Below are 19,729 nucleotides of genomic sequence, written 5' to 3'. Positions count from 1 at the left end.
CGCCGACACAGGCTACAAGATGCGCCGCGAGCTGGAAAGACACCCCACATAGGATCCGAAGTGTGACAGCGCCGGACTACCCAATCCTTCCAAACCCTTCGGACTCCCGTTTGACGCGAAAGATCTCCGGCACCGACCAGACCGGCGCCGCGACGGAGATATCGGTTGTCGAGGAACGCCCGCTGACCATCTACCTGAACCGGCAGGAGATCGTCACCGCGATGACGATCGGCGACTATCCGGATTATCTCGCTCTGGGATTCCTGCGCAATCAGGGCATGTTGCTGGACGACGACGAGGTAACGGGGGTCGACTACGACGAGGAAATCGAAACCGTCGTCGTGCGCACGGCGCGGGAGACGTCATACGAGGAAAAGGTGCAGAAAAAGACCCGCACCAGCGGTTGCGCCGTCGGGACGGTCTTTGGCGACATGATGGAAGGTCTGGAGGGCGTCCGGTTGCCGCCGGCGGAGATCCGGACGAGTTGGCTCTACGCCCTGGCCAAGACCATCAACACGACGCCTTCGCTCTACCTCGAAGCCGGGGCGATTCACGGCACCGTTCTGTGCCGCGAAGACCGCCCGCTCGTCTACATGGAGGATGTCGGGCGCCACAATGCCGTCGACAAGATCGCCGGCTTCATGTTCCGCCACGGCGAAACGCCGGGTGACAAGATCCTCTACACCACCGGCCGGCTGACCTCCGAGATGGTGATAAAGACGGCGCAGATGGGCATTCCGGCGCTGGTCTCCCGCTCGGGCTTCACCGCCTGGGGGGTGGAAATCGCCCGACAGGTCGGGCTGACACTGATCGGCCGGATGCGCGGCCAGCGCTTCGTGTGCCTGTCGGGCGAAGACCGGCTGGTCCGCGACGCCGATCCTTCCGGCGTGCCGGACGAGGCCGCAAAACACCGACGGAAAGCGGCGCAGGATGGTTGAGATCGCCGGTGTCATTCTGGCCGGCGGCCGCGCCACGCGCATGGGGGGCGGCGACAAGGGCTTGCGCCGCATCGGCGACCGGCGCCTGCTGGACCATGTGATTGACCGTCTGGCACCGCAGGTCGGCCCGCTGGCGCTCAACGCCAATGGCGACCCGTCACGGTTCGACGCTTTCGGTCTGCCCGTTCTGCCGGACCCGCTGCCAGATTTTCCCGGACCGCTCGCTGGCGTGTTGGCCGGTCTGGACTGGGCCGCCGGTGCCGGTCTCCCGGCCATCGTCACGGCTGCCGCCGACACGCCTTTCTTTCCCGAAGATCTCGTGGACCGGCTGCGCGCCGCGGCGGGTCCGCAAGGGCTGGCATTGGCCGGATCGAGAGACGACAGCGGCAAGCTCTGGCGGCATCCGACGTTCGGCCTCTGGCCGGTCGCCCTGCGCGACGATCTTCGGGACGCCCTGCAGCAGGGATTGCGCAAGATCGTCATCTGGACGGACCGACACGACGCCGGCCTGGCGGAATTCGAAACGGCGCCCCATGACCCGTTCTTCAACGTCAACACGCCCCAGGACATCCTGGAGGCCGAGCGCCTGTTGGAGACCTCATGAAGGTCTTCGGGGTGACGGGCTGGAAGAACACCGGCAAGACCGGGCTCATGGAACGGCTGGTCACGGAGATCACCGCACGCGGACACCGGGTATCGACGATCAAGCACGCCCACCACAGCACAGATGTCGACCAGCCCGGGCGGGATAGCTATCGGCACAGAGAGGCGGGCGCGACGGAGGTCATGCTCGCCTCGCCAAACCGCTGGGCGCTGATGCACGAGCTGCGGGGGGCGCCCGAGCCGCCGCTCGATGCCCTCCTGGAAAAGCTGTCGCCGGTCGATCTTGTCCTGATCGAAGGGTTCAAGCGCGAACCGCACCCAAAGATCGAAACCTACCGCTCGACGGTGGCGAAATCGCTGCTGGCGGAACGTGACGACACGATCCGTGCCATTGCGGCGGATTGCGCCGTGCAGAGTGGTGGCCGCCCCGTGTTCGATCTGGACGACACGGCCGGTATCGCCGGTTTCATTCTGCGAGAGGTCGGGCTTTGACTTTCGAACGTGTGGCAGTTCTGATCGACGACGAGGAAACAGGCTGGCTGGGCATCGCCACGGCTGAAAGCGTCACGGCTGTCGCCTGCGCATCCGCCGACCGGATTGCCGATCTGCTCGGGGGGGTCTCCGAGGGCGCGATTTTGCTGGGAGTGGCCACGGACCCGGCGACACTACACGCGCAACTCGGCCCGGACACGGCCATCTGGCCCGAGGAAACCGAACCGGCATCGGTACTGCTCGCTCGGATCGACCCGGATACGCTCGCCGCCGAGACCGACGCCTATTGTGCAAGCCACCCCGGCACGGCTCCGGCCGCGGCTCTTGCTCGCCTCATGGCGCAGGCGCTGTATTCACTTCAGGAGCGGGGGGAACTTGTCGACCTTATGACACCAGTTGCGGGAGCAACCTCGCAGGTGCTGGGCGCTGGCCACGAGATCGCCATCCGGTCTGCGTTGCCGGCCACGCAAGCCCCGCCCCACCTGCGCGACGATTGTTTCGCCATGCCCCAGGGCGTCGCCTGGGTGCCGGTGGACGAGGCGCTCGACCGCCTGCGCGGCGCGTTGTCTCCGGTCACGGAAACGGTGACCTGCCGGACCGCCGAGGCAGGCGGGCGTGTCCTGGCAAGCGCCCCGATCGCGCGCCGTTCGAACCCGCCGATGCCCAATTCGGCCGTCGACGGTTACGGCTTTGCCCATGCCGCCACCGGCGATGGCCCGCAACGCTTGCCGCTTCTCGCCGGACGGGCGGCGGCCGGGCAACCCTACGACGGACAGGTGCCGGAAGGTGCGGCGATCCGCATTCTGACGGGCGCGATCCTGCCCAAGGGCGTCGATACGGTGGTGCTGGAGGAGGACACGGCGACAGACGGTGCCGCTGTCGTCTTCGACGGCCCGGTCAAGCCGGGCGCCAACACCCGCGCCGCTGGCGAGGACGTCGCACAAGGCACCCCCCCGCTAACCGAAGGCCACCGGCTGCGCGCGCCCGACCTCGCATTGCTCTCGGCGCTTGGCATCGCCGAGGTCGCTGTGCACCGGCGCCTCCGCGTCGGCGTGCTGTCCACGGGTGACGAGATCGTTCCAGACCCCGGCCTGAAAGCTCTTCCGCATCAAATCTGGGACGCAAACCGCCCGATGCTCCTGAACCTCGCGAAAGCGTGGGGATACGTGCCGGTGGACCTCGGCCACGTCCGGGACGACGCGCAGGCAATCGAGGCCCGGCTGAACGAGGGCGCCGCGGGGGCCGATGTCATCCTCACATCCGGTGGCGCCTCGGCGGGCGACGAGGATCACGTCTCTGCACTTCTCGCATCGCAAGGCGTTCTGTCGTCCTGGCGCATCGCCCTGAAACCCGGCCGGCCACTTGCACTCGCCATGTGGCAGGGAACCCCGGTGTTCGGCCTGCCGGGCAACCCCGTCGCCGCGCTCGTTTGCTCCCTGATCTTCGCGGCGCCCGCGTTGTCGCTGATGTCTGGCGCCGGATGGACAAAACCAACGGGCTTCCGTGTGCCCGCCGCGTTTTCCAAGAGCAAGAAGCCCGGCCGACGGGAATACCTCAGAGCACGTTTGACCCCGGACGGATCCGCCGAGGTATTCCGTTCCGAAGGCTCCGGGCGGATAAGCGGGCTGAGTTGGGCGACCGGGCTGGTCGAACTTCCCGACGGTGCCGTAGACGTCCGGCCGGGAACGCCCGTCCGGTACCTGCCTTACGCCAGTTTCGGGATCTGAGACAGCCTCCTGCGCAACGATCCCGGCATCGCGAGGAAGCCAGATGCCCCGCGTCAGAACCGTGGGTCAGGTGCGTCGGATCAGGTAAACCTGAACCTCATCTTCTTCTTTAGCCTCGACCAATTGATGCCCGGATTCATTGCAAAAATGCGGAACATCCACAACGGCAGCGGGATCTGTGGCAAGCAATCGCAGCACTTTCCCAGGTGCCATCTCCGAGAGGCGCTTTCGTGCCTTGAGCACCGGCAACGGGCACAGCAGACCGCTGGCGTCGAGTTCCTGATCCCACGTCATGAGCAAGACATAGGCCAGCGCCGCTCGCCTGTCGATGCGAATGCGCTGATAGAGCTGAATGTGCGGCACCCGACATCGGCTGCGATGCGCGCGCGCTCATACAATGCCCGGAAAATCGTCCGCATCCGCGGCAGGCAGCCAGACGCGGAATTCCGCGCCGCCGTCCGCCTTGTTGCGCGCCGAAATGAGACCGCCGGCGCGCTGGATCAGAGTTTGCGAAATGGAGAGCCCCAACCCTGTTCCCTCGGCCTGTTTGGTCGAGAAGAACGGATCGAAAACGGCGGTCAGCTTCTCTTCCGGGATGCCCTGACCGCTATCGCCGACGATCAGGCAGGCCCCGGGGCATCCGTCCCGGGTTTCACGCCGGAGTGTCAGATCAAGAACCCCCTCCGACCCCATGGCCTGGGTCGCATTTACGATGAGATTGACCACAACCTGTTGCATCTCGCCCGGATCTATCCGCACTTCCGGGACGTCGCAAAAGCTCTTTCGGACGTCGATACCACCATCGATGACCACGTTCCCGACGAGGATCAGGCACTCCTCAACGACCTCGGCCAACTCAACGGTTTCATTGTTGTCGGAGAAATCGCTGGGCCGGGCAAACTTCAACAGCTTGCCAACGATCGCCTGAATCCGCGCGACCTGGCGGTCGATCAGGCCCAGTTCCGTCGATACCCGCTCGACCTGCGACCCGAGCGTTTCATAGATGACATCCACGTTTCCCTGGATCACCGCGACCGGGTTGTTGATTTCGTGCGCAACGCCCGCGGTGATCTCGCCAATGGATGCGAGTTTCTCGCTCATCACCAGTTGCTGAAACGTCTCCTCCAGCTTCTCGTTGGCTTCCCGCAACTCGGAGGTTCGCTGGTCCACCCGGTCATTCAACTCATCGGCCCAGGCACGCAGCTTGCGGTCGCGATCCTGCACCTGATCCAGAAGGTCGTCGAGGTGGGCCGCCACGAGGCTGATCTCGTCCTTCGCCCCTCTGTGATTGTTCCGGGCCGAAAGGTCGCCCTGCCCCACCCGGCGCATCGTCTCGGTCATCTGCTCCAGCGGCGCGAAAATCCCCTTGGCAAGCCACAGAAATACCGGAACCGACAGGGCAAGGACGCCGGCGAACGCGAGCATCATCCAGACATAGGCTTCGCGCTTTGCCGCATCGAACGGCGCCTCCAGGAAGCCCACATACAACATGCCCACACGCTCGCCGAAACTGTCGGTCAGCGGCAGGTATCCGGAGATATACCAGTCGTTCACCACGAAGGCGCGGTCGAGCCATGTCCGCCCGCCGTCCAGAACGCCGCCGCGGACCGCCGCCGATACCCTTGTCCCCAGGGCTCGAACATCCTCGAAAAGGCGCACGTTGGTCGACACCCGGACATCGTCGAGAAACAGCGTGGCCGTGCCCTGCCGCTCTCCGCCCGTGACGGCATTGAGGTAGACCAGAGCGTTGATCGTATCGATGAAATCTAGGTTTCGATTGAGCAATATGCCACCCACCAACACGCCCTCCTGCCCCGCCAGAACAACCGGGCTCGCGGAATGGACGACCATGCCCCGGTCTTCTTCGGTCCGGGTCGTCGGAACGGCCGCTTCGGTTTCGATCAGGGGTATCCGGGCGCGCGCCGCAAGATCCTCGGAAAGTGCCGACAGATCCGCCGTGCCGAATATGTCGATCTGCGTGTCCGCCTGCCCAGCCAACCCCGATGCGATGACAGGCCACTCCGCCGCGGCATCCGCGGCGCGCCCTGCCGGCAGGTAATACAGAAAGTCGAGCCCCAGAATTTCGCGCCGCTGGGTGAAGAATGCGTCGACCGCGGCATCTCCGGCATTCAGGACTTCGGCAAAGTCCGCCGACTCGGCAACGCCTCTCAGGTCGTCGCCGGTCCCGGCCATGATCCGCGACAGATATTGCTCCGCAATCCGCAGATCGCTTTCGACATTGGCAATCAGCACGCGATCATAGTCAGCGGTCCAGCGTGTCATGCCGATCAGGAGGAGCGCCGGCATCAGTACGACGAGGGGCGCAAGGGCAAGGACGAGCAGACGCAGGCGAACGGAAGTCATGGGGCAACTCTGATGATACGTGCTTGGGCACAATAGCGATTGCGACCCTCAACGCGAACAGCGATGCGGGATTCCATACGAGCGTCGATACAAGCGATCGTCTTGATCCCGGATTTGGGCCTTCGGGCGGGCACGCGCGCGCGAGCTTTGCGGGCACCTTCCAAACCCGCCCCGCGACCGGCGCGCTCACTTGCCTTGCACTATCAAAACCAATCGAACCCGCTACAGTGGATCACCGAGGTGAGGCCTGCCGCACCGGCCGACCGGTGGCGGCTGCCACACCGTACCATCGATGGAGGTTCAAGATGGGAAAGAAGCACAAGAAGGAGGGCAAGGTCGACCGGAAAGCGTCAGCAAAGAGACCGGAGAAGATGTCGAAGACGGAGCGTAACCGCGCCTACGAAGACCGCCTCGAAGCGCTACAGGAAGAGCTGTCACACCTGCAATCCTGGGTAAAGGAGACAGGCGCCCGGATCGTGATCGTATTCGAAGGCAGGGATGCCGCCGGCAAGGGCGGGGTGATCAAGCGCATAACCGAACGGGTCAGCCCGCGGGTATTCCGCGTTGTCGCGCTCCCCGCCCCGAGCGACAGGGAGAAGACGCAGATGTTCTTCCAGCGCTACATGGCGCATATGCCGGCAGCGGGTGAAGTCGTCATTTTCGACCGCTCCTGGTACAACCGCGCCGGCGTCGAGCGGGTCATGGGGTTCACGCCGCCGGAAACGGTCGAGCGGTTCCTCGAGGTTGCCCCGCGAATCGAGTCCTTCATTGTCGAGAACGGAATACTCCTCCTCAAGTACTTCCTCGACGTGAGCGAAGAGGAACAGGAGAAGCGCTTCCGCAAACGCATCGACGACCCGGTGCGACAGTGGAAACTGAGCCCAATGGACGTCGAATCCTATCGGAAGTGGTGGGACTATACCCGCGCCTATGTCGAGATGCTCAACCGGACGGATTCCTCCCACGCTCCCTGGTGGATCGTGCCGTCCGACGACAAGAAGAGCGCGCGGATCAACTGCATTTCACACATCCTGTCCTCGATTCCCTACGAGGCGGTACCGTTCAACGCACCGGATCTGGGAGAGCGCCAGAAGAAGCCCAAGGATGTGCAGGCCGAACTGCCGGCGAGGAACGTCGTGCCACAGCTCTTCTGACCGTAAAAAACTCATGCGGGCGGTTTGCGACACCGCCCGAATGGCGGAATCAGAGCGATGCCTGGTAGATGCCGCGAATGTCTGCCTCCGTCAGCTCGCACGGATTGTTCACCAGAAGGCGCGTCTGCTTCATCGCGTCGGCGGCAAGCCTGTCGATATCGCCCGCACCAATGCCGACGCTCCGCAATCCCGGCTCCAGCCCGAGTTCCCCGTTGAGCCTTGCCAGTCGCTCAATCAATTCGGCTGCGATGGCCTGGCTATCGCGTGCTGTGTCAATATCCGGGAAGATGTGCGGTGCCAGCTCGGCGTATTGCCGGCCAGCGACCGGCAGATTGAAGCGCATGACCTCGGCCAGCACCAAGGCATTGGAGAGCCCATGCGGGACCTTGAACAAGGCCCCCACCGGGTAGGCCAGCGCATGAACAGCCGCGACCGGGGAGTTCGCGAAGGCCTGTCCGGCCAGAAGCGAGCCCAGCAACATCGCAGCCCGCGCTTCCCGGTTTCCGCCGTTGAAAACCGCCTCGCGAATATTCGCCGAAAGAAGATCCAGCGCTTTCGTCGCAAGGGTTTGACTGAGGACGTTGTTGTTGGCGGATTTCGACGTGTAGGCCTCGATGGCGTGCACCATCGCATCCACGCCCGTTGCCGCTGTCACGCTCGGCGGGAGGCCCAATGTCAGATCGCAATCGAGCAGCGCGATATCCGGCAGGATGAGCGGAGAGCTGATCCCCTTTTTCTCCGCTGTGCCGGTGGTCAGGATGGAGATGGGCGTGACCTCCGAGCCCGTCCCCGCCGTTGTCGGAACCAATACGAGGGGCGCACGCCTGCCCCGCGCCATGCCCACACCGTACATCTCATCGAGCGGCTGGTCCGTTCCCAGACAAAGCGCCACGACCTTCGCGACATCCATCGAGGAGCCGCCGCCGAAGCCCACCACGCAGGCGGCCCCGGCATCGTTCGCAATCGCCGTCGCGTCCTGAACCGTGCTCGCCTTGGGGTCAGGCTCGACCCGGTCGAAAAGCGTCACCGCAAAGCCATTGGACTCAAGATCCGCCAATGCCGCGTCAGCCAGTCCAAGTGCCATGAGTCCGGGATCGGTGACGAACAAAACGGCCGCTCCCTTCGGCACGGACACCATGTCCGCCAGGATCTCGCCCAACCGCGCCGAACCGCCCGCGATCTGACGCACAGACGGCGTGGTGTTGAAGGTGAAGTCCTGCATATGCGCCTCCGCTCCGCCGATGCGTTCGTCGTGCCAGACTGACGTTTCCCAGCCCGCGCGACCAGTGTTTTCCGCAACGGTTTCGGACCGGGAGAGGTTTTCGAAGTGACGGAAGCCGACGCCGTTCCGTCTCCGGTCACGCCCCGGATTTCGGGCGCGTAATCGCTGCGTAATCCTCCGGTTCCCGATGCTGCGCAAAATCGAAGACATTCGCCCGGATCTCGGCGCAGCGGTCCAGGTCGACCTCGGCGCAAATCACCTCGTCGCGCTGCGTGGCGGCCCTCGCGAGGATCTCGCCGGTTGGCGCGACAATGATGCTCCCGCCGATCAATTCGCTGCCCTCTTCCAAGCCTGCCTTGGCCACGGCAACCGCCCAAAGTCCGTTCTGGTAGCACCCGGCCTGGATCGAAAGCTCGTTGTGGAAGTACTGAAGGTGATCGTGTTCCGGCGCCGGAGGGTAATGCAGCGGTGTATTGTAGCCGAGCGCCACGAGTTCCGCCCCGCCAAGACCCAGCACGCGCCACGTCTCGGGCCAGCGGCGGTCGTTGCAGATGCACATGCCGACCTTGCCGCCGAAGGCCTCGAAGACGGGAAATCCCAGGTCGCCTTTCTCGAAGTAGCGCTTTTCGAGATGTTGAAACGGGCGCCAGGGTTCGTTTTCGCGGTGTCCGGGCAAATGGATCTTCCGGTACTTTCCGACGATTTCACCACGCTCCGACACCAGGATGGCGGTGTTGAAATGCCGCCCCTCGGGGGTGCGCTCGGCGTAGCCAAGATGAAAACCGATGCCCAGTTCCCGCGCCAGGTCGAAGAGCGGCGCAACATCTCCATTCGGCATCTCGGTTTCGAACCACCGGTCGATCTCCGCGGCATCTTCCATGAACCAGCGCGGGAAGAAAGTGGTGAGCGCCAGTTCTGGGAACACAACCAGCGCGGCACCGCGGGCATGGGCGACACGCATGAGTGCGCACATGCGGGCCACGGCCTCGCTACGCGGTTCATTCTTGGCAATGGGTCCGAGTTGCGCACCGGCAACGACGAATTTCCGGGTCATGAGGACGCTCCCGCGAGGTCGCACACGAGATCGAGCAAAACCTGAGTGCCCGCCACGATATCCGCCTCTTCGCTATGTTCCTTGATATTGTGGCTGAGCCCGTTTTGCGACGGGACGAAGATCATGGCCGTCGGGCAATTCGGCGCAAACATCTGCGCATCGTGCCCGGCGCCGGACGGCATCCGCTTGACGCTCAACTGCCGGGTCCGGGCCGCAGCCTCGACCCTGTCCACCAGCCGTGCGTCGAACTCCACCGGCGCGAAGCGGGCGAGCGGCCGGTGCGTCAGGACACAGCCGGCCTCCGCCGCGAACGCCTCCGCCCGGCCGATCAACCGCTCGGTCGCGGCCACCAGCGCCGCGCCGTCGGTGTTGCGAAGGTCGACCGTGAGCCGGGCGCGCTCCGGCACCACGTTGACCAGCCCCGGCGATATTTCAAACACGCCGACGGTGGCAACCTGCGGCGGCCCGGCATCCGCGGCGATCTGGTCCGCCTCCAGCCCAATCCGCATCGCCACCTGCCCCGCGTCCCGGCGCAGTGCCATCGGCGTTGTGCCCGCATGATTGGTCTGCCCCTCGACCACGAACTCGGTCCAGTGGATCCCCTGGACGCCGGTCACGGCACCGATGCGCACACCCTCGGCCTCCAGCACCGGGCCCTGTTCGATATGCAGTTCCAGATAGGCCGCCGGCGTGATGGGGGCGTCGTTGCCCCGGTAGCCGATCCGGTCCAACTCCTCGCCCACGACGCCAGAACCATCGGTCGCCTGCACGGTCAGCATTTCCTCGAGCACAAGCGCGCCCTGATGGACGCCCGACCCCATCATGTCCGGCGCAAACCGCGCCCCTTCCTCGTTGGTGAAGGCGGCAACCGCGACCGGTGTCTCTGTCTCGATCCCCGCCACGTTCAGCGCGGTCACAACCTCCAATCCACCCAGCACGCCGAGCGCGCCGTCGTAGATGCCACCGGTGGCAACCGAGTCGATATGGGAGCCGACCATGACTGGCGCTCCGGCCCGCTGGCCGGGGCGAATACCCCAGATATTGCCGATCGCGTCGACGAAGACGGACATGCCCAGGTCGCGCATCTCGCTCACAAGCCAGTCGCGCCCGGCCTTGTCCGCATCGGTGAGCGCAAGGCGGCAAACCCCGCCGCCATCGAGCGCCCCGATCCGGCCAAGGGCCTCGACACGTCCCATCAAGCGTGCAGGAGAAACCTCCGGCGTCATCCAGTGCTCCCCCGGACTTCTGCGGCGCTCATGCCGACCAACCGCTCATAGAGTTCAGCGTCCGTGTCACTCTCCGTTCCGAAGAAAAGAACGCGCGCATGATTGTCGAGCTGCAGCATGTCCCGTGCCTCGGCATCCGCCATGAGCAGCGTCAGCACGGCGACACCCGCAACCGCGGATTCGCCGGCCACAATCGGCGTGTCACCGGCGCTCGGCCGCGCCAGCCTGCGCATGGCGCCAACGGCCGCATCATCCGTGAGCGCGACGACGGCGTCGGCGTGGTCGCGCAGGATCTCCCACGCGAGCGCGGAGACCTCTCCACAGGCCAGACCCGCCATGAGCGTGTCCAGATCGCCATGGACCGCCGCGGGCGCTCCCGCCCGGAACGACTCGAGATAGCACGCCGACTGGTCTGGATCGCAGAGGATGATCGCAGGCCGTTTCGCACCCCACCGGCGTTTCGCCTGCGCTGTCACCGCGGCGGCCATCCCCCCCACGCCGGTTTGCAGAAAGATATGCGTCGGCGGCGTTTCAAGCTCATCGAACGCCTCGCCGGCCATGATCTCATAGCCCTGCATCACGTCCTTGGGCACGTCCATATACCCTTCGTAGGACGTATCGGAGACCACGAACCAGCCTTCGGCGGTCGCGGTTTCCTGCGCTTCGCGGACGCTGTCGTCGTAGTTTCCGTCGCAGCGCCGGACCTCCGCGCCATAGGCTTCGATCGCCGTCTTGCGGGCCTCGGAAACCGTGGCATGGATGAAGATCACACAGGCGCAGCCAAATGTGCGTGCACCCCAGGCAACCGACCGACCGTGATTGCCATCGGTGGCGCAACAGACGGTTATCTTACCGGCAAGATCGGGGTGGGCGATTCCCGTGACTTCCTCCATCCCCACCGCGCGTCCAAGCGACTTGCCCATTTCCGACTGCAGGAGCCGGGCAACCGCATAGGCGCCGCCGAGCGCCTTGAAACTGCCCAGGCCGAAGCGCCCGCCTTCGTCCTTGAAGTGAATGCTGGACACGCCGAGATCGGCCGCAAGCCCGGGCAATTCTTCTAGGGGGCTGCGCGCATATCCCGGCCAGCCGGAGATCGTTTGCTTCGCAACCGCGTAGCCCGCGTCGCTGAGTATCGCGTCCTGCGCGCCTGTCCACGGGAGCGCGCGTTGCGCGGCCTTGTTCAGATGCAATGTAAAAGCCTCCGGTTGGCCCGGAGCGCGTTGGATCTCGGTGCTCATTCTTTCCTCGAAAATCGTGCCGTTCCGGCAGTGGCCCGGGCGCACCGCCCGGGCCGGTGTGTTGGGATCAGAAGTCCGTCTTTTCCTCGTCGATGGAAGCGAGCATCGCATCGAGCATCGCGGTGCCCTCTTCGCCGTAGCTCTCTTCGATCAGGGCGCGAACCGCCGGTTGGGCCGCCTCGGCGAATTTCGCCTGCTCTTCCGGCGTGACGACATTCACGTCCATCTTGGCCGACAGCGCCGGCAACCCTTTCTCGGAGGCTTCGATTACCCGGCTCATGGAGCGTCCGGCGTCGGTTGCGACGTCGGCGGCCCACTTGACGAGATACTGGTCCTCTTCGCTGAGACCGTTGAAGAAGTCAGGATTCATCGTCCAGATATAGGGCGTGATGAGGTGATTGGTGACGGAAAGGTACTTCTGTACCTCGTCGAACTTGGCAAAGGCGATGATCGGCACCGGGTTCATCTGGCCATCCGCGACGCCGGTCTGGAGCGCGGTGTACACCTCGGCCCAGGGCAGTGCGGTGGGCTGGCCGCCGAGCGACGCAATGATCGCCTCATGCGTCGGCAGGGTCATGGTGCGAATCCGCTGGCCTTCCATGTCGGCCACCGACGCGATCGGCCCCTTGCTCGACGTAAAGGCGAAGAACCCGCCGGAATCGATCAGCCCCAGCACCTCAAGGCCGGTCTTGGCCTCCAGATCCTCGACGAATTTCATGCCGAAAGAACTGTCGGTGTCGATCACCTTCGAGGCGACGCCGATATTCGGGAAGGCGAAGGGAATGTCGAAGACGCCGACCAGCGGGTAGTGCTGCGCCATGCCGCCCGAGGACGAGATAGTGGATTCGACCAGTCCGGAGCGGACCTGATCGATCACCTCGTTATCCTTGCCAAGCTGACCGTTCGGGAACAGCTGCACCTCGATACGGCCATTGGAGTTGGATTCCACGAGGGATTTGAACACTGACGCCATGGCGCCGGAATGGGATTCGAACGGATCTTCCGGGTTGAGATGCGCCAGGCGAATGGTGATGTCGGCCGCTTGCGCGCCGACCGCCATGCAAATACCGACGAGTGCGGCGGACGCCGTCCTGAGAAGTGTCATTGAGAGTGTCCTTTCCTGTTGGGAGGTGGCGCCGGAACTCAAAGTCCCAGCATTCTTGGTATGAAAAGCGTCAGGTTCGACCAGTAGGCGATAAGCAGCAGGATCCCGACCTCGGCGAGGATGAACGGCCACAGCTCGCGCGTGATGCTCTCGACTTTTTCACCCGTGACGGACGCGAGCACGAAGAGGCAGGCCCCGACAGGTGGCGTCATGAGCGAGATGTTCAGGGCGAGGATGATCATGATCCCCGCGTGGACCGGCTCCATGCCGATCTGCAGCGTGAGCGGCGCGAGCACCGGGGCGAGGATGATCAATGTCGCGTTGATATCCATCACCAGTCCAATCACCAGCAACAGGATGAGGATCAGGCCGATGATCACCTGGGGATTGTCTGAAATCGCGAGCATGCCAGAGGCAATCGCCTGGGGGATACGGTTGAAGGTCATCCACCAGCCGAGAATGGAGGCCGAGGCAATGATGAGAAAGATCACCCCGGTGATCCGCGTCGTGCGAACCCCGATCTCGTACAGGTCCTGCCAGGACAGCGCGCGATAGATCACCCCGCCGACGAACAGCGCATAGGCCACGGCAATCGCGGCGGCCTCCGTCGGCGTGGCGAAACCGCCAAGGATCGAGCCGAGAATGAAGATCGGCAGCAAGGCGGCTAGTATCCCCTCTTTCAACGCCGCCCAGACGGCGCAGAGGCTCGGCCGCCCCTCGCCCTTGGGCAGGTTCTTCCGCCGGGCGGTCAAGGCGATGACCCCCATGCAGATACCGCAGATCAACAGGCCGGGCAGGATGCCAGCCGCGAAGAGCCCGGCAATCGAGACCCCCATGATCGAGCCGTAGATAATCGCAAGCGTCGAGGGCGGAATCGTCGGCCCGATGATCGAACCCGCCGCGGTCACCGCCGCCGCATAGGGACGCGAGTAGCCCGCGCGCTGCATCGCAGGCACCAGCGTGTTGCCGAAGGCCGCCGCATCCGCCGTGGCCGAGCCGGTGATGCCAGCGAACATCACCGAGGCCACCATGTTCGAATGGGCCATGCCGCCCCGCATCCAACCCACCAGCGCATCGGCCAGTTTCACGAGACCCTGGGTGATGCCCGAGCGGTTCATGATCTCGCCTGCAAGGATGAAGAACGGCATCGCGAGGAACGGAAAGAGGTCCAGCCCCGCGAACACACGGTCCGGCGCCATCTGCATGAAGCGCGGCCCCATGTCGAGGATGCCAATCATCCCGGCCACCCCGATCGAAAACCCGACCGGCATCCCGAGCGCCATCAGACCGAAGAACGCGACCGCGACAAGCACCGTCCCCATCACTCGTCTCCCTGCATTGCGAGCGTCGCGCCCGTCGCTTCCGGTGCCTTCTCCGCGAAGAAATCGTGAATACCGATGAGGGCGAGCTGGACACAGGCCATTGCGGCCGCGAGCGGCACGCCCATGAACGGGTAACCCTTTGGAATTGCGTAAATCATCGTGATCCGCGAGAAGCCCTTCACCGCGAAGCCGATCCCGTAGAAGAACAGCGCGAAGAAGAAGGCGAACGCGATCACGTCGAAGGTGACGGCCAGCCAGCGCCGGACCCGCGCGGGCAAGCGACCGAACAGGAATTCGACGCCGATGTGCTCGCGATGCGCGATACCCGAAGACACCGCCAGCAAGGCCATCCAGATCATCAGGTAGCGGGCAAGTTCCTCGGTAAAGGTCAGTGGCAGGGGAATGACGTACCGCACCAGCACCCCGAGCCAGACGTCGAGCACCAGAACAACCAGCAGCGCGACACAGACCCGTTCGACGAGCCAGTTGACCCGAAGGCTCCAGCTTTTCGCTCTGCTGGCAATCTTCGACACCGCGCGAATCCCCCAGATTGCGGAACTTGACGCACCAATGAAAATTGTTTTTCTCTCGAAATGAAAAGATGAAATTCAATTTTCACCGCGAGGAAACCGAGAATGCCCAAAACTCAGGCAAATTCAGGGGATCATAGCATGGTTCGGCGCATTCACGAAGCATACGCGGGCTTGTCAGACGGCGAACGACTGATCGCAGACGCAATCCTCGACAGTCCCGCAGAACTCGCCGTGCTGTCCGGATCCGAGCTCGCCGGACTGGCGCAGGTTTCGAACGCAACCGTCAGCCGCTTTTTCCGTCGTCTCGGCTACGCCAGCTTTGACGCGGCGCGGCAGGACGCACGCCGGATGCGCGCAACCGGATCACCGCTCTACACCGGCGCATCGCAGAAACAGGGAGCCGACCCCCTGTCGGTCGTCGCCGCGCAGGAAATCGCCCTGATCGACGCGACACTCTCACGACTGAACCCGATTGCGGTCAAGGAAATCGGTGCCGCGATCGCAGAGGCCCCACGCATCCGCACATTGGGCTACCGCAACAGCCACTTCCTTGCCCAGTACATCACCGCCCAACTGGCACAGATGCGGCCCGGCGTGGCGCCGCTTCTGTTGCCGGGCCAGACGCGGTCGGAAGGCATCGCCGCGCTGGAAGAGGGAAATCTCGCGATTGTCATAGGGTTGAGGCGGCGTCCGAGTGGCTTCATGAAGACAATCGAGGCCATCTCTGCGCGCGGCGCCCGCATCGTTCTGATTGCCGACCAGACCATTCGAGAAGCGCCCGCATTCGCAACGTGGACGCTGGACTGCGTCGTGGACACGCCGCAATTCGCCGACAGCTACGCCGGCGCGATGTCGGTTCTCAGATTGCTGATCGTGGAAGCCAACCGGGCGCTGAGCGAGCGGGGGCAAAAACACCTCGAACGCGTCGAGGAGCTCCGAGAGCAGTTGGACGAATTGGAATAACCACGCGCCACGCAACCCTGACTGGTATCACGGGTGCTCAAAAAATGATGTCCGGGAAAAGTTCTGCACATTTTCATCGCATCTTCCCACAGCCCGTCCTTCGTGCCAGTTTCAGACTGTTCCATCCGGCAAACGACAGTCGAGATTGGCGCACATCAAGACGACTCGGAACAGGGGGCTACCATGACAAGAAAAACCTTCGATGCCGCAGGTTTGCATCGCCGGCAGCTATTGCTTGGAGCTGGCGGGGCAGCAACGGCGGCAGGGCTTGGGCTTTTGCCGAAGCGTCTTTGGGCGCAAGAACCCATCAGCGTTGCCGGCATTTACACCGTACCGGTTGAACAGCAATGGGTCAGCCGCATCCATATCGCCGCAGAAGCCGCGAAGGCGGCCGGTCAGATCACCTACACGTTCAGCGAGAATACGGCGAACACGGACTATCCGCGCGTGATGCGTGAATACGCCGAGCAAGGCGTGAAGCTGATCGTCGGCGAGATTTTCGGTGTCGAGCAGGAGGCGCGCGAGGTCGTGCTGGATTACCCGGAGACGGCGTTCCTGCTGGGGTCTTCCTTCCTCGACGATCCCGCCTATCCGAACCTCTCGGTGTTCGACAATTACATTCAGGACGCCTCCTATCTCTCTGGAATCATTGCCGGGGCGATGACAGAAACGGGCAATATTGGTATGGTCGGGGGGTTCCCGATCCCCGAAGTCAACCGTCTGATGCACGCCTTCATGGCCGGCGTTCGCGAGGTCAAACCCGACGCCACCTTCCAGGTCAGCTTCATCGGGTCATGGTTCGACCCGCCCAAGGCGAAGGAAACCGCCTTCGCGATGATCGAGAACGGCGCCGACCTTCTCTATGCCGAACGCTTCGGTGTTTCGGACGCGGCGCAGGAGCGCGGAATTCTCGCCATCGGCAACGTCATCGACACGCAGGCGGATTATCCGGAGACCGTCGTCGCATCGGCGTTGTGGCATTTCGAACCCACGCTCCAGGCGGCGCTGGCAAAGGTTGCCGACGGCACGTTCGAAGCCGCGAATTACGGCCTCTACAGCTTCATGAAGGAGGGCGGATGCTCGCTGGCGCCGCTCGGAACCTTCGAGGGCAAGGTGCCGCAGCAGGCGCTGGACCTCGTGGCGGAGCGCGAAGCGGCCATTCGTTCCGGCGATTTCGAAGTCGAGATCAACGACGAAGAGCCGACGTCCGCCTGATGACCGTCCCCCCTTCCCGGGGCGTCGTGCTACGGCTGAACGGCATCACCAAGCGGTTCGGCCAACTCACCGCCAACGACAATGTCGGCTTCGCCCTCCACGAGGGCGAAGTCCTCGCACTGCTGGGCGAGAATGGCGCGGGCAAGACGACCCTGATGAACATCCTGTTCGGCCACTACACGGCCGATGCAGGCACCGTCGAGGTGTTCGGAGAGGTCATGCCGCCGGGCGCACCCGGTGCCGCGCTGGCCGCCGGCGTGGGCATGGTGCATCAGCATTTCACTTTGGCGGAGAACATGACCGTTCTGGAGAACGTGCTCCTTGGCACGGTACCGCTCTGGCGCATGGGGCTCGCGAAATCCAGGGGCCGGACACGGCTGCAAGTGTTGTCACGGGATTTTGGGCTCAAAGTGCATCTGGACGCGCAGATAAAATCGCTCTCGGTGGGCGAGAAGCAACGGGTCGAGATCCTGAAGGCACTCTATCGCGATGCGCGCATCCTGATTCTCGATGAGCCGACCGCCGTTCTGACCCCACAGGAAAGCGACGCGCTCTTCGACACCCTGCGCAAGGCGGTCGCGCGCGGCTTGTCGGTCATCTTCATTTCCCACAAGCTGCACGAGGTCATGGCGATTTCCGAACGCGTGATCGTGCTGCGGCACGGCCGCCTGGCAGGCGAGGTTGCGACCCGGGACACCGATCGCCACAAGCTCGCAGAGATGATGGTCGGCGCCGAAGTGACGCTGCCGCGCGCCGAAGCCCGCACTCCCGGCGAGACATTGCTGCAACTCGCGGATGTATCCCTGTCCGCCGAGGGGCGTCGCGTAGGACTGGACGGCGCAAACCTGTCGCTGCGGGCCGGGCAGATCACCGGGATCGCGGGCGTGTCCGGGAACGGACAGGCCGCGCTGGCCGATCTGGTCGGCGGCCTTGCCACGCCGGAGCGCGGCGAGATGCGCCTGTTCGGTCAACCTGTGCAGACATGGTCGCCCCGGGCCGCGCTCAATGCCGGGCTCGGGAGAATTCCGGAGGATCGCCACAAACAGGGGTCGATCGCGGATTTCTCCCTGACGGAGAATACCGTCTTGGAGGGGTACCCTGCCCCGCCGTTCAGCAGCAGCGGTATCATGAACTGGGGAAAGGCGCGCCATCACGCCGAGGAGATCATTTCCCGCTACGATGTCCGCTGCCCCGGTCCCGACGCGCGGATCCGTCTGCTTTCGGGCGGCAACATGCAGAAGCTCATTTTGGGCCGTGTTCTGGAGGCCGGGCCTCGGATCATTCTCGCCAATCAGCCGGTCCGGGGGCTCGACATCGGCGCATTGACCTACGTGCAGGAACGGCTGATCGCCGCGCGCGACGCGGGCGCGGCGGTATTGCTCATTTCCGAAGACCTCGACGAGATCCTGGCGCTTTCGGATGTCATTCACGTCATCTCCGAGGGCCGCGTATCGCCGGAGTTTCCACGCGGCTCCAAAACCCCGGCAGAACTCGGCGTGTGGATGGCCGGACAAGGATTCGACCATGCGGCTTGAACCCGTTGCCTCTCAAACACTCGGACGCACCCTCGGCTTCCCTGCCATCGCGCTGGCGCTGACGGTTCTCGTCGCCTCGCTGCTCGCCATGCTGGCAGGGGCCAACCCGCTGGCCACCCTCGGCCTGATCGTCAATGGCGCCCTGGGATCGAAGTTCGCGGTGCTGGAGACGCTGAACCGCGCGACGCCGTTGATCTTCACCGGGCTTGCGGTCGCGGTCGCCTTCCGCGCGCGCCTGTGGAACATCGGCGCCGAAGCGCAGCTCTACGCGGGCGCCCTCGTGACAGTTCTGGTCGGCACCCGCCTCGGCCTGCCCGGCCCCGTTGCCATTCCGGTGATGGCGATGGCGGCGGTGGCGGCCGGTGCGCTGATGCTGCTGCTCCCGGTGATGCTCAAGGTCCGGCTCGGGGTCGACGAGGTGGTCACGACGCTGCTGCTGAATTTCATCATGCTGCTGTTTATCTCGATGCTGCTCGAAGGCCCGTTGAAGGACCCGATGGGCATGGGCTGGCCGAAATCCGAGGCGCTCCCGCGCGATGCGCGCCTGCCGCGGATCGTCGACGGGCTCCGGCTGCACTGGGGGTTTGCGCTCGGCCTCATTTCCGCTGTTGTCGTCTGGTTCATCCAGGTCAGGACGACACTCGGCTACGAGATCCGCGCCGTGGGCTTGAACCCCGAAGCGGCCAGGTTTGCCGGCATTCCGGTGCGGAGCGTGCTGCTGAAGACAGCGCTCCTGTCGGGCGGCCTCGCGGCGCTCGCGGGCTACTCGGAGGTGGCAGGCCTCAAGGGCAACCTGACGCTCGATCTGTCGCCCGGCTTTGGCTACACCGGGATCATCGTTGCCATGCTGGCCCTGTTGCATCCCCTCGGCGTCGTCGTCTCCGCGCTCTTCGTGGCGGGCATTTTCGTCGGCGCCGATAGCATGAGCCGCGCCGCGGAAGTCCCTACGTATATTGCGGATATCTCTCTCGCAACGGCGCTCCTGTTCATGGTCGTCGCGATCCTGATGACGCGATTCAACCTGGTGAGGGGATAGCC

At 64.2% G+C, this 19,729-nt stretch carries 18 protein-coding genes; 9 read left to right on the top strand and 9 right to left on the bottom strand.

The genetic code is table 11. The features are described 5' to 3' along the window. Window positions 1-53 precede the first annotated feature (53 nt). Genes ARC39_RS11450 through ARC39_RS11435 form a run of 4 tightly spaced genes read left to right on the top strand, consistent with a single transcriptional unit; the run spans window position 54 to window position 3,760 of the window. The gene (locus tag ARC39_RS11450) at window positions 54-938 is read left to right on the top strand and encodes a formate dehydrogenase accessory sulfurtransferase FdhD (protein WP_068115158.1); all 885 of its coding nucleotides are present in this window, start codon (window positions 54-56) and stop codon (window positions 936-938) included. Next, window positions 931-1,542: a molybdenum cofactor guanylyltransferase MobA gene (gene mobA, locus ARC39_RS11445; protein ID WP_068114559.1), complete on the top strand. Its 612-nt coding sequence runs from the start codon at window positions 931-933 to the stop codon at window positions 1,540-1,542. The genes ARC39_RS11450 and mobA overlap by 8 nt, the downstream gene beginning before the upstream one ends. Next, window positions 1,539-2,033 carry a molybdopterin-guanine dinucleotide biosynthesis protein B gene (gene mobB, locus ARC39_RS11440; protein ID WP_068114557.1) on the top strand — a complete coding sequence of 165 codons (495 nt, stop codon included), beginning with the start codon at window positions 1,539-1,541 and terminating at the stop codon, window positions 2,031-2,033. Before mobA ends, mobB begins: the two co-directional genes overlap by 4 nt. Next, on the top strand, window positions 2,030-3,760 hold the full coding sequence (locus ARC39_RS11435; protein ID WP_236545244.1) for a molybdopterin-binding protein: 1,731 nt from the start codon (window positions 2,030-2,032) through the stop codon (window positions 3,758-3,760). The genes mobB and ARC39_RS11435 overlap by 4 nt, the downstream gene beginning before the upstream one ends. A gap of 66 nt (window positions 3,761-3,826) precedes the next feature. Here ARC39_RS11435 and ARC39_RS11430 read toward each other — a convergent pair whose 3' ends face one another. Together ARC39_RS11430 and ARC39_RS11425 are read right to left on the bottom strand one after the other, a co-directional pair. Further along, window positions 3,827-4,054: a sulfurtransferase TusA family protein gene (locus ARC39_RS11430; RefSeq protein ID WP_068115155.1), complete on the bottom strand. Its 228-nt coding sequence runs from the start codon at window positions 4,052-4,054 to the stop codon at window positions 3,827-3,829. 96 nt (window positions 4,055-4,150) lie between these two features. Then, complete coding sequence (locus ARC39_RS11425) at window positions 4,151-6,124, bottom strand: sensor histidine kinase (protein WP_068114556.1); 1,974 nt, start codon at window positions 6,122-6,124, stop codon at window positions 4,151-4,153. Window positions 6,125-6,429: 305 nt separating this feature from the next. Between ARC39_RS11425 and ppk2 the strand changes: the two genes are divergently transcribed. Beyond that, window positions 6,430-7,278: a polyphosphate kinase 2 gene (gene ppk2 / locus ARC39_RS11420; RefSeq protein WP_068114554.1), complete on the top strand. Its 849-nt coding sequence runs from the start codon at window positions 6,430-6,432 to the stop codon at window positions 7,276-7,278. Window positions 7,279-7,327: 49 nt separating this feature from the next. Here ppk2 and ARC39_RS11415 read toward each other — a convergent pair whose 3' ends face one another. The 7 genes from ARC39_RS11415 to ARC39_RS11385 all read right to left on the bottom strand — a co-directional run bounded on the left by ARC39_RS11415 (window position 7,328) and on the right by ARC39_RS11385 (window position 14,978). Then, on the bottom strand, window positions 7,328-8,500 hold the full coding sequence (locus ARC39_RS11415; RefSeq protein WP_068114552.1) for an iron-containing alcohol dehydrogenase: 1,173 nt from the start codon (window positions 8,498-8,500) through the stop codon (window positions 7,328-7,330). A gap of 136 nt (window positions 8,501-8,636) precedes the next feature. Continuing rightward, complete coding sequence (locus ARC39_RS11410) at window positions 8,637-9,554, bottom strand: N-carbamoyl-D-amino-acid hydrolase (RefSeq protein WP_068114550.1); 918 nt, start codon at window positions 9,552-9,554, stop codon at window positions 8,637-8,639. After that, a complete protein-coding gene (locus ARC39_RS25600) occupies window positions 9,551-10,780 on the bottom strand; it encodes a M20 family metallo-hydrolase (protein WP_068114548.1) in 1,230 nt (409 codons plus the stop codon). The genes ARC39_RS11410 and ARC39_RS25600 overlap by 4 nt, the downstream gene beginning before the upstream one ends. Next, window positions 10,777-12,018 (bottom strand): diaminopropionate ammonia-lyase, encoded by a 1,242-nt coding sequence (locus ARC39_RS25595; RefSeq protein WP_068114546.1) that lies wholly within the window; start codon window positions 12,016-12,018, stop codon window positions 10,777-10,779. Before ARC39_RS25595 ends, ARC39_RS25600 begins: the two co-directional genes overlap by 4 nt. A 67-nt stretch (window positions 12,019-12,085) precedes the next feature. Beyond that, a complete protein-coding gene (locus ARC39_RS11395; protein WP_068114544.1) occupies window positions 12,086-13,123 on the bottom strand; it encodes a TRAP transporter substrate-binding protein in 1,038 nt (345 codons plus the stop codon). Window positions 13,124-13,161: 38 nt separating this feature from the next. Next, window positions 13,162-14,445 (bottom strand): TRAP transporter large permease, encoded by a 1,284-nt coding sequence (locus ARC39_RS11390; RefSeq protein ID WP_149866398.1) that lies wholly within the window; start codon window positions 14,443-14,445, stop codon window positions 13,162-13,164. Further along, complete coding sequence (locus ARC39_RS11385; RefSeq protein ID WP_068114542.1) at window positions 14,445-14,978, bottom strand: TRAP transporter small permease; 534 nt, start codon at window positions 14,976-14,978, stop codon at window positions 14,445-14,447. The genes ARC39_RS11390 and ARC39_RS11385 overlap by 1 nt, the downstream gene beginning before the upstream one ends. A gap of 138 nt (window positions 14,979-15,116) precedes the next feature. On the opposite strand from ARC39_RS11385, the gene ARC39_RS11380 reads away from it, so the two are divergent. The 4 genes from ARC39_RS11380 (at window position 15,117) to ARC39_RS11365 (ending at window position 19,727) form a co-directional block, all read left to right on the top strand. Continuing rightward, window positions 15,117-15,941 (top strand): MurR/RpiR family transcriptional regulator, encoded by an 825-nt coding sequence (locus tag ARC39_RS11380; protein WP_236545243.1) that lies wholly within the window; start codon window positions 15,117-15,119, stop codon window positions 15,939-15,941. A gap of 183 nt (window positions 15,942-16,124) precedes the next feature. Continuing rightward, window positions 16,125-17,156 (top strand): BMP family protein, encoded by a 1,032-nt coding sequence (locus tag ARC39_RS11375; RefSeq protein ID WP_068114539.1) that lies wholly within the window; start codon window positions 16,125-16,127, stop codon window positions 17,154-17,156. After that, complete coding sequence (locus ARC39_RS11370; RefSeq protein WP_068114537.1) at window positions 17,156-18,691, top strand: ABC transporter ATP-binding protein; 1,536 nt, start codon at window positions 17,156-17,158, stop codon at window positions 18,689-18,691. Before ARC39_RS11375 ends, ARC39_RS11370 begins: the two co-directional genes overlap by 1 nt. After that, the gene (locus ARC39_RS11365; RefSeq protein WP_068114535.1) at window positions 18,681-19,727 is read left to right on the top strand and encodes an ABC transporter permease; all 1,047 of its coding nucleotides are present in this window, start codon (window positions 18,681-18,683) and stop codon (window positions 19,725-19,727) included. The genes ARC39_RS11370 and ARC39_RS11365 overlap by 11 nt, the downstream gene beginning before the upstream one ends. Window positions 19,728-19,729 lie beyond the last annotated feature (2 nt).

This window comes from Tropicimonas marinistellae (genome assembly GCF_001509585.1).
Classification (GTDB): Bacteria; Pseudomonadota; Alphaproteobacteria; order Rhodobacterales; family Rhodobacteraceae; genus Tropicimonas; species Tropicimonas marinistellae.
The sequence above is the reverse complement of the archived record's forward strand: the minus strand, read 5'-3'. Positions and strand labels throughout refer to the sequence as shown.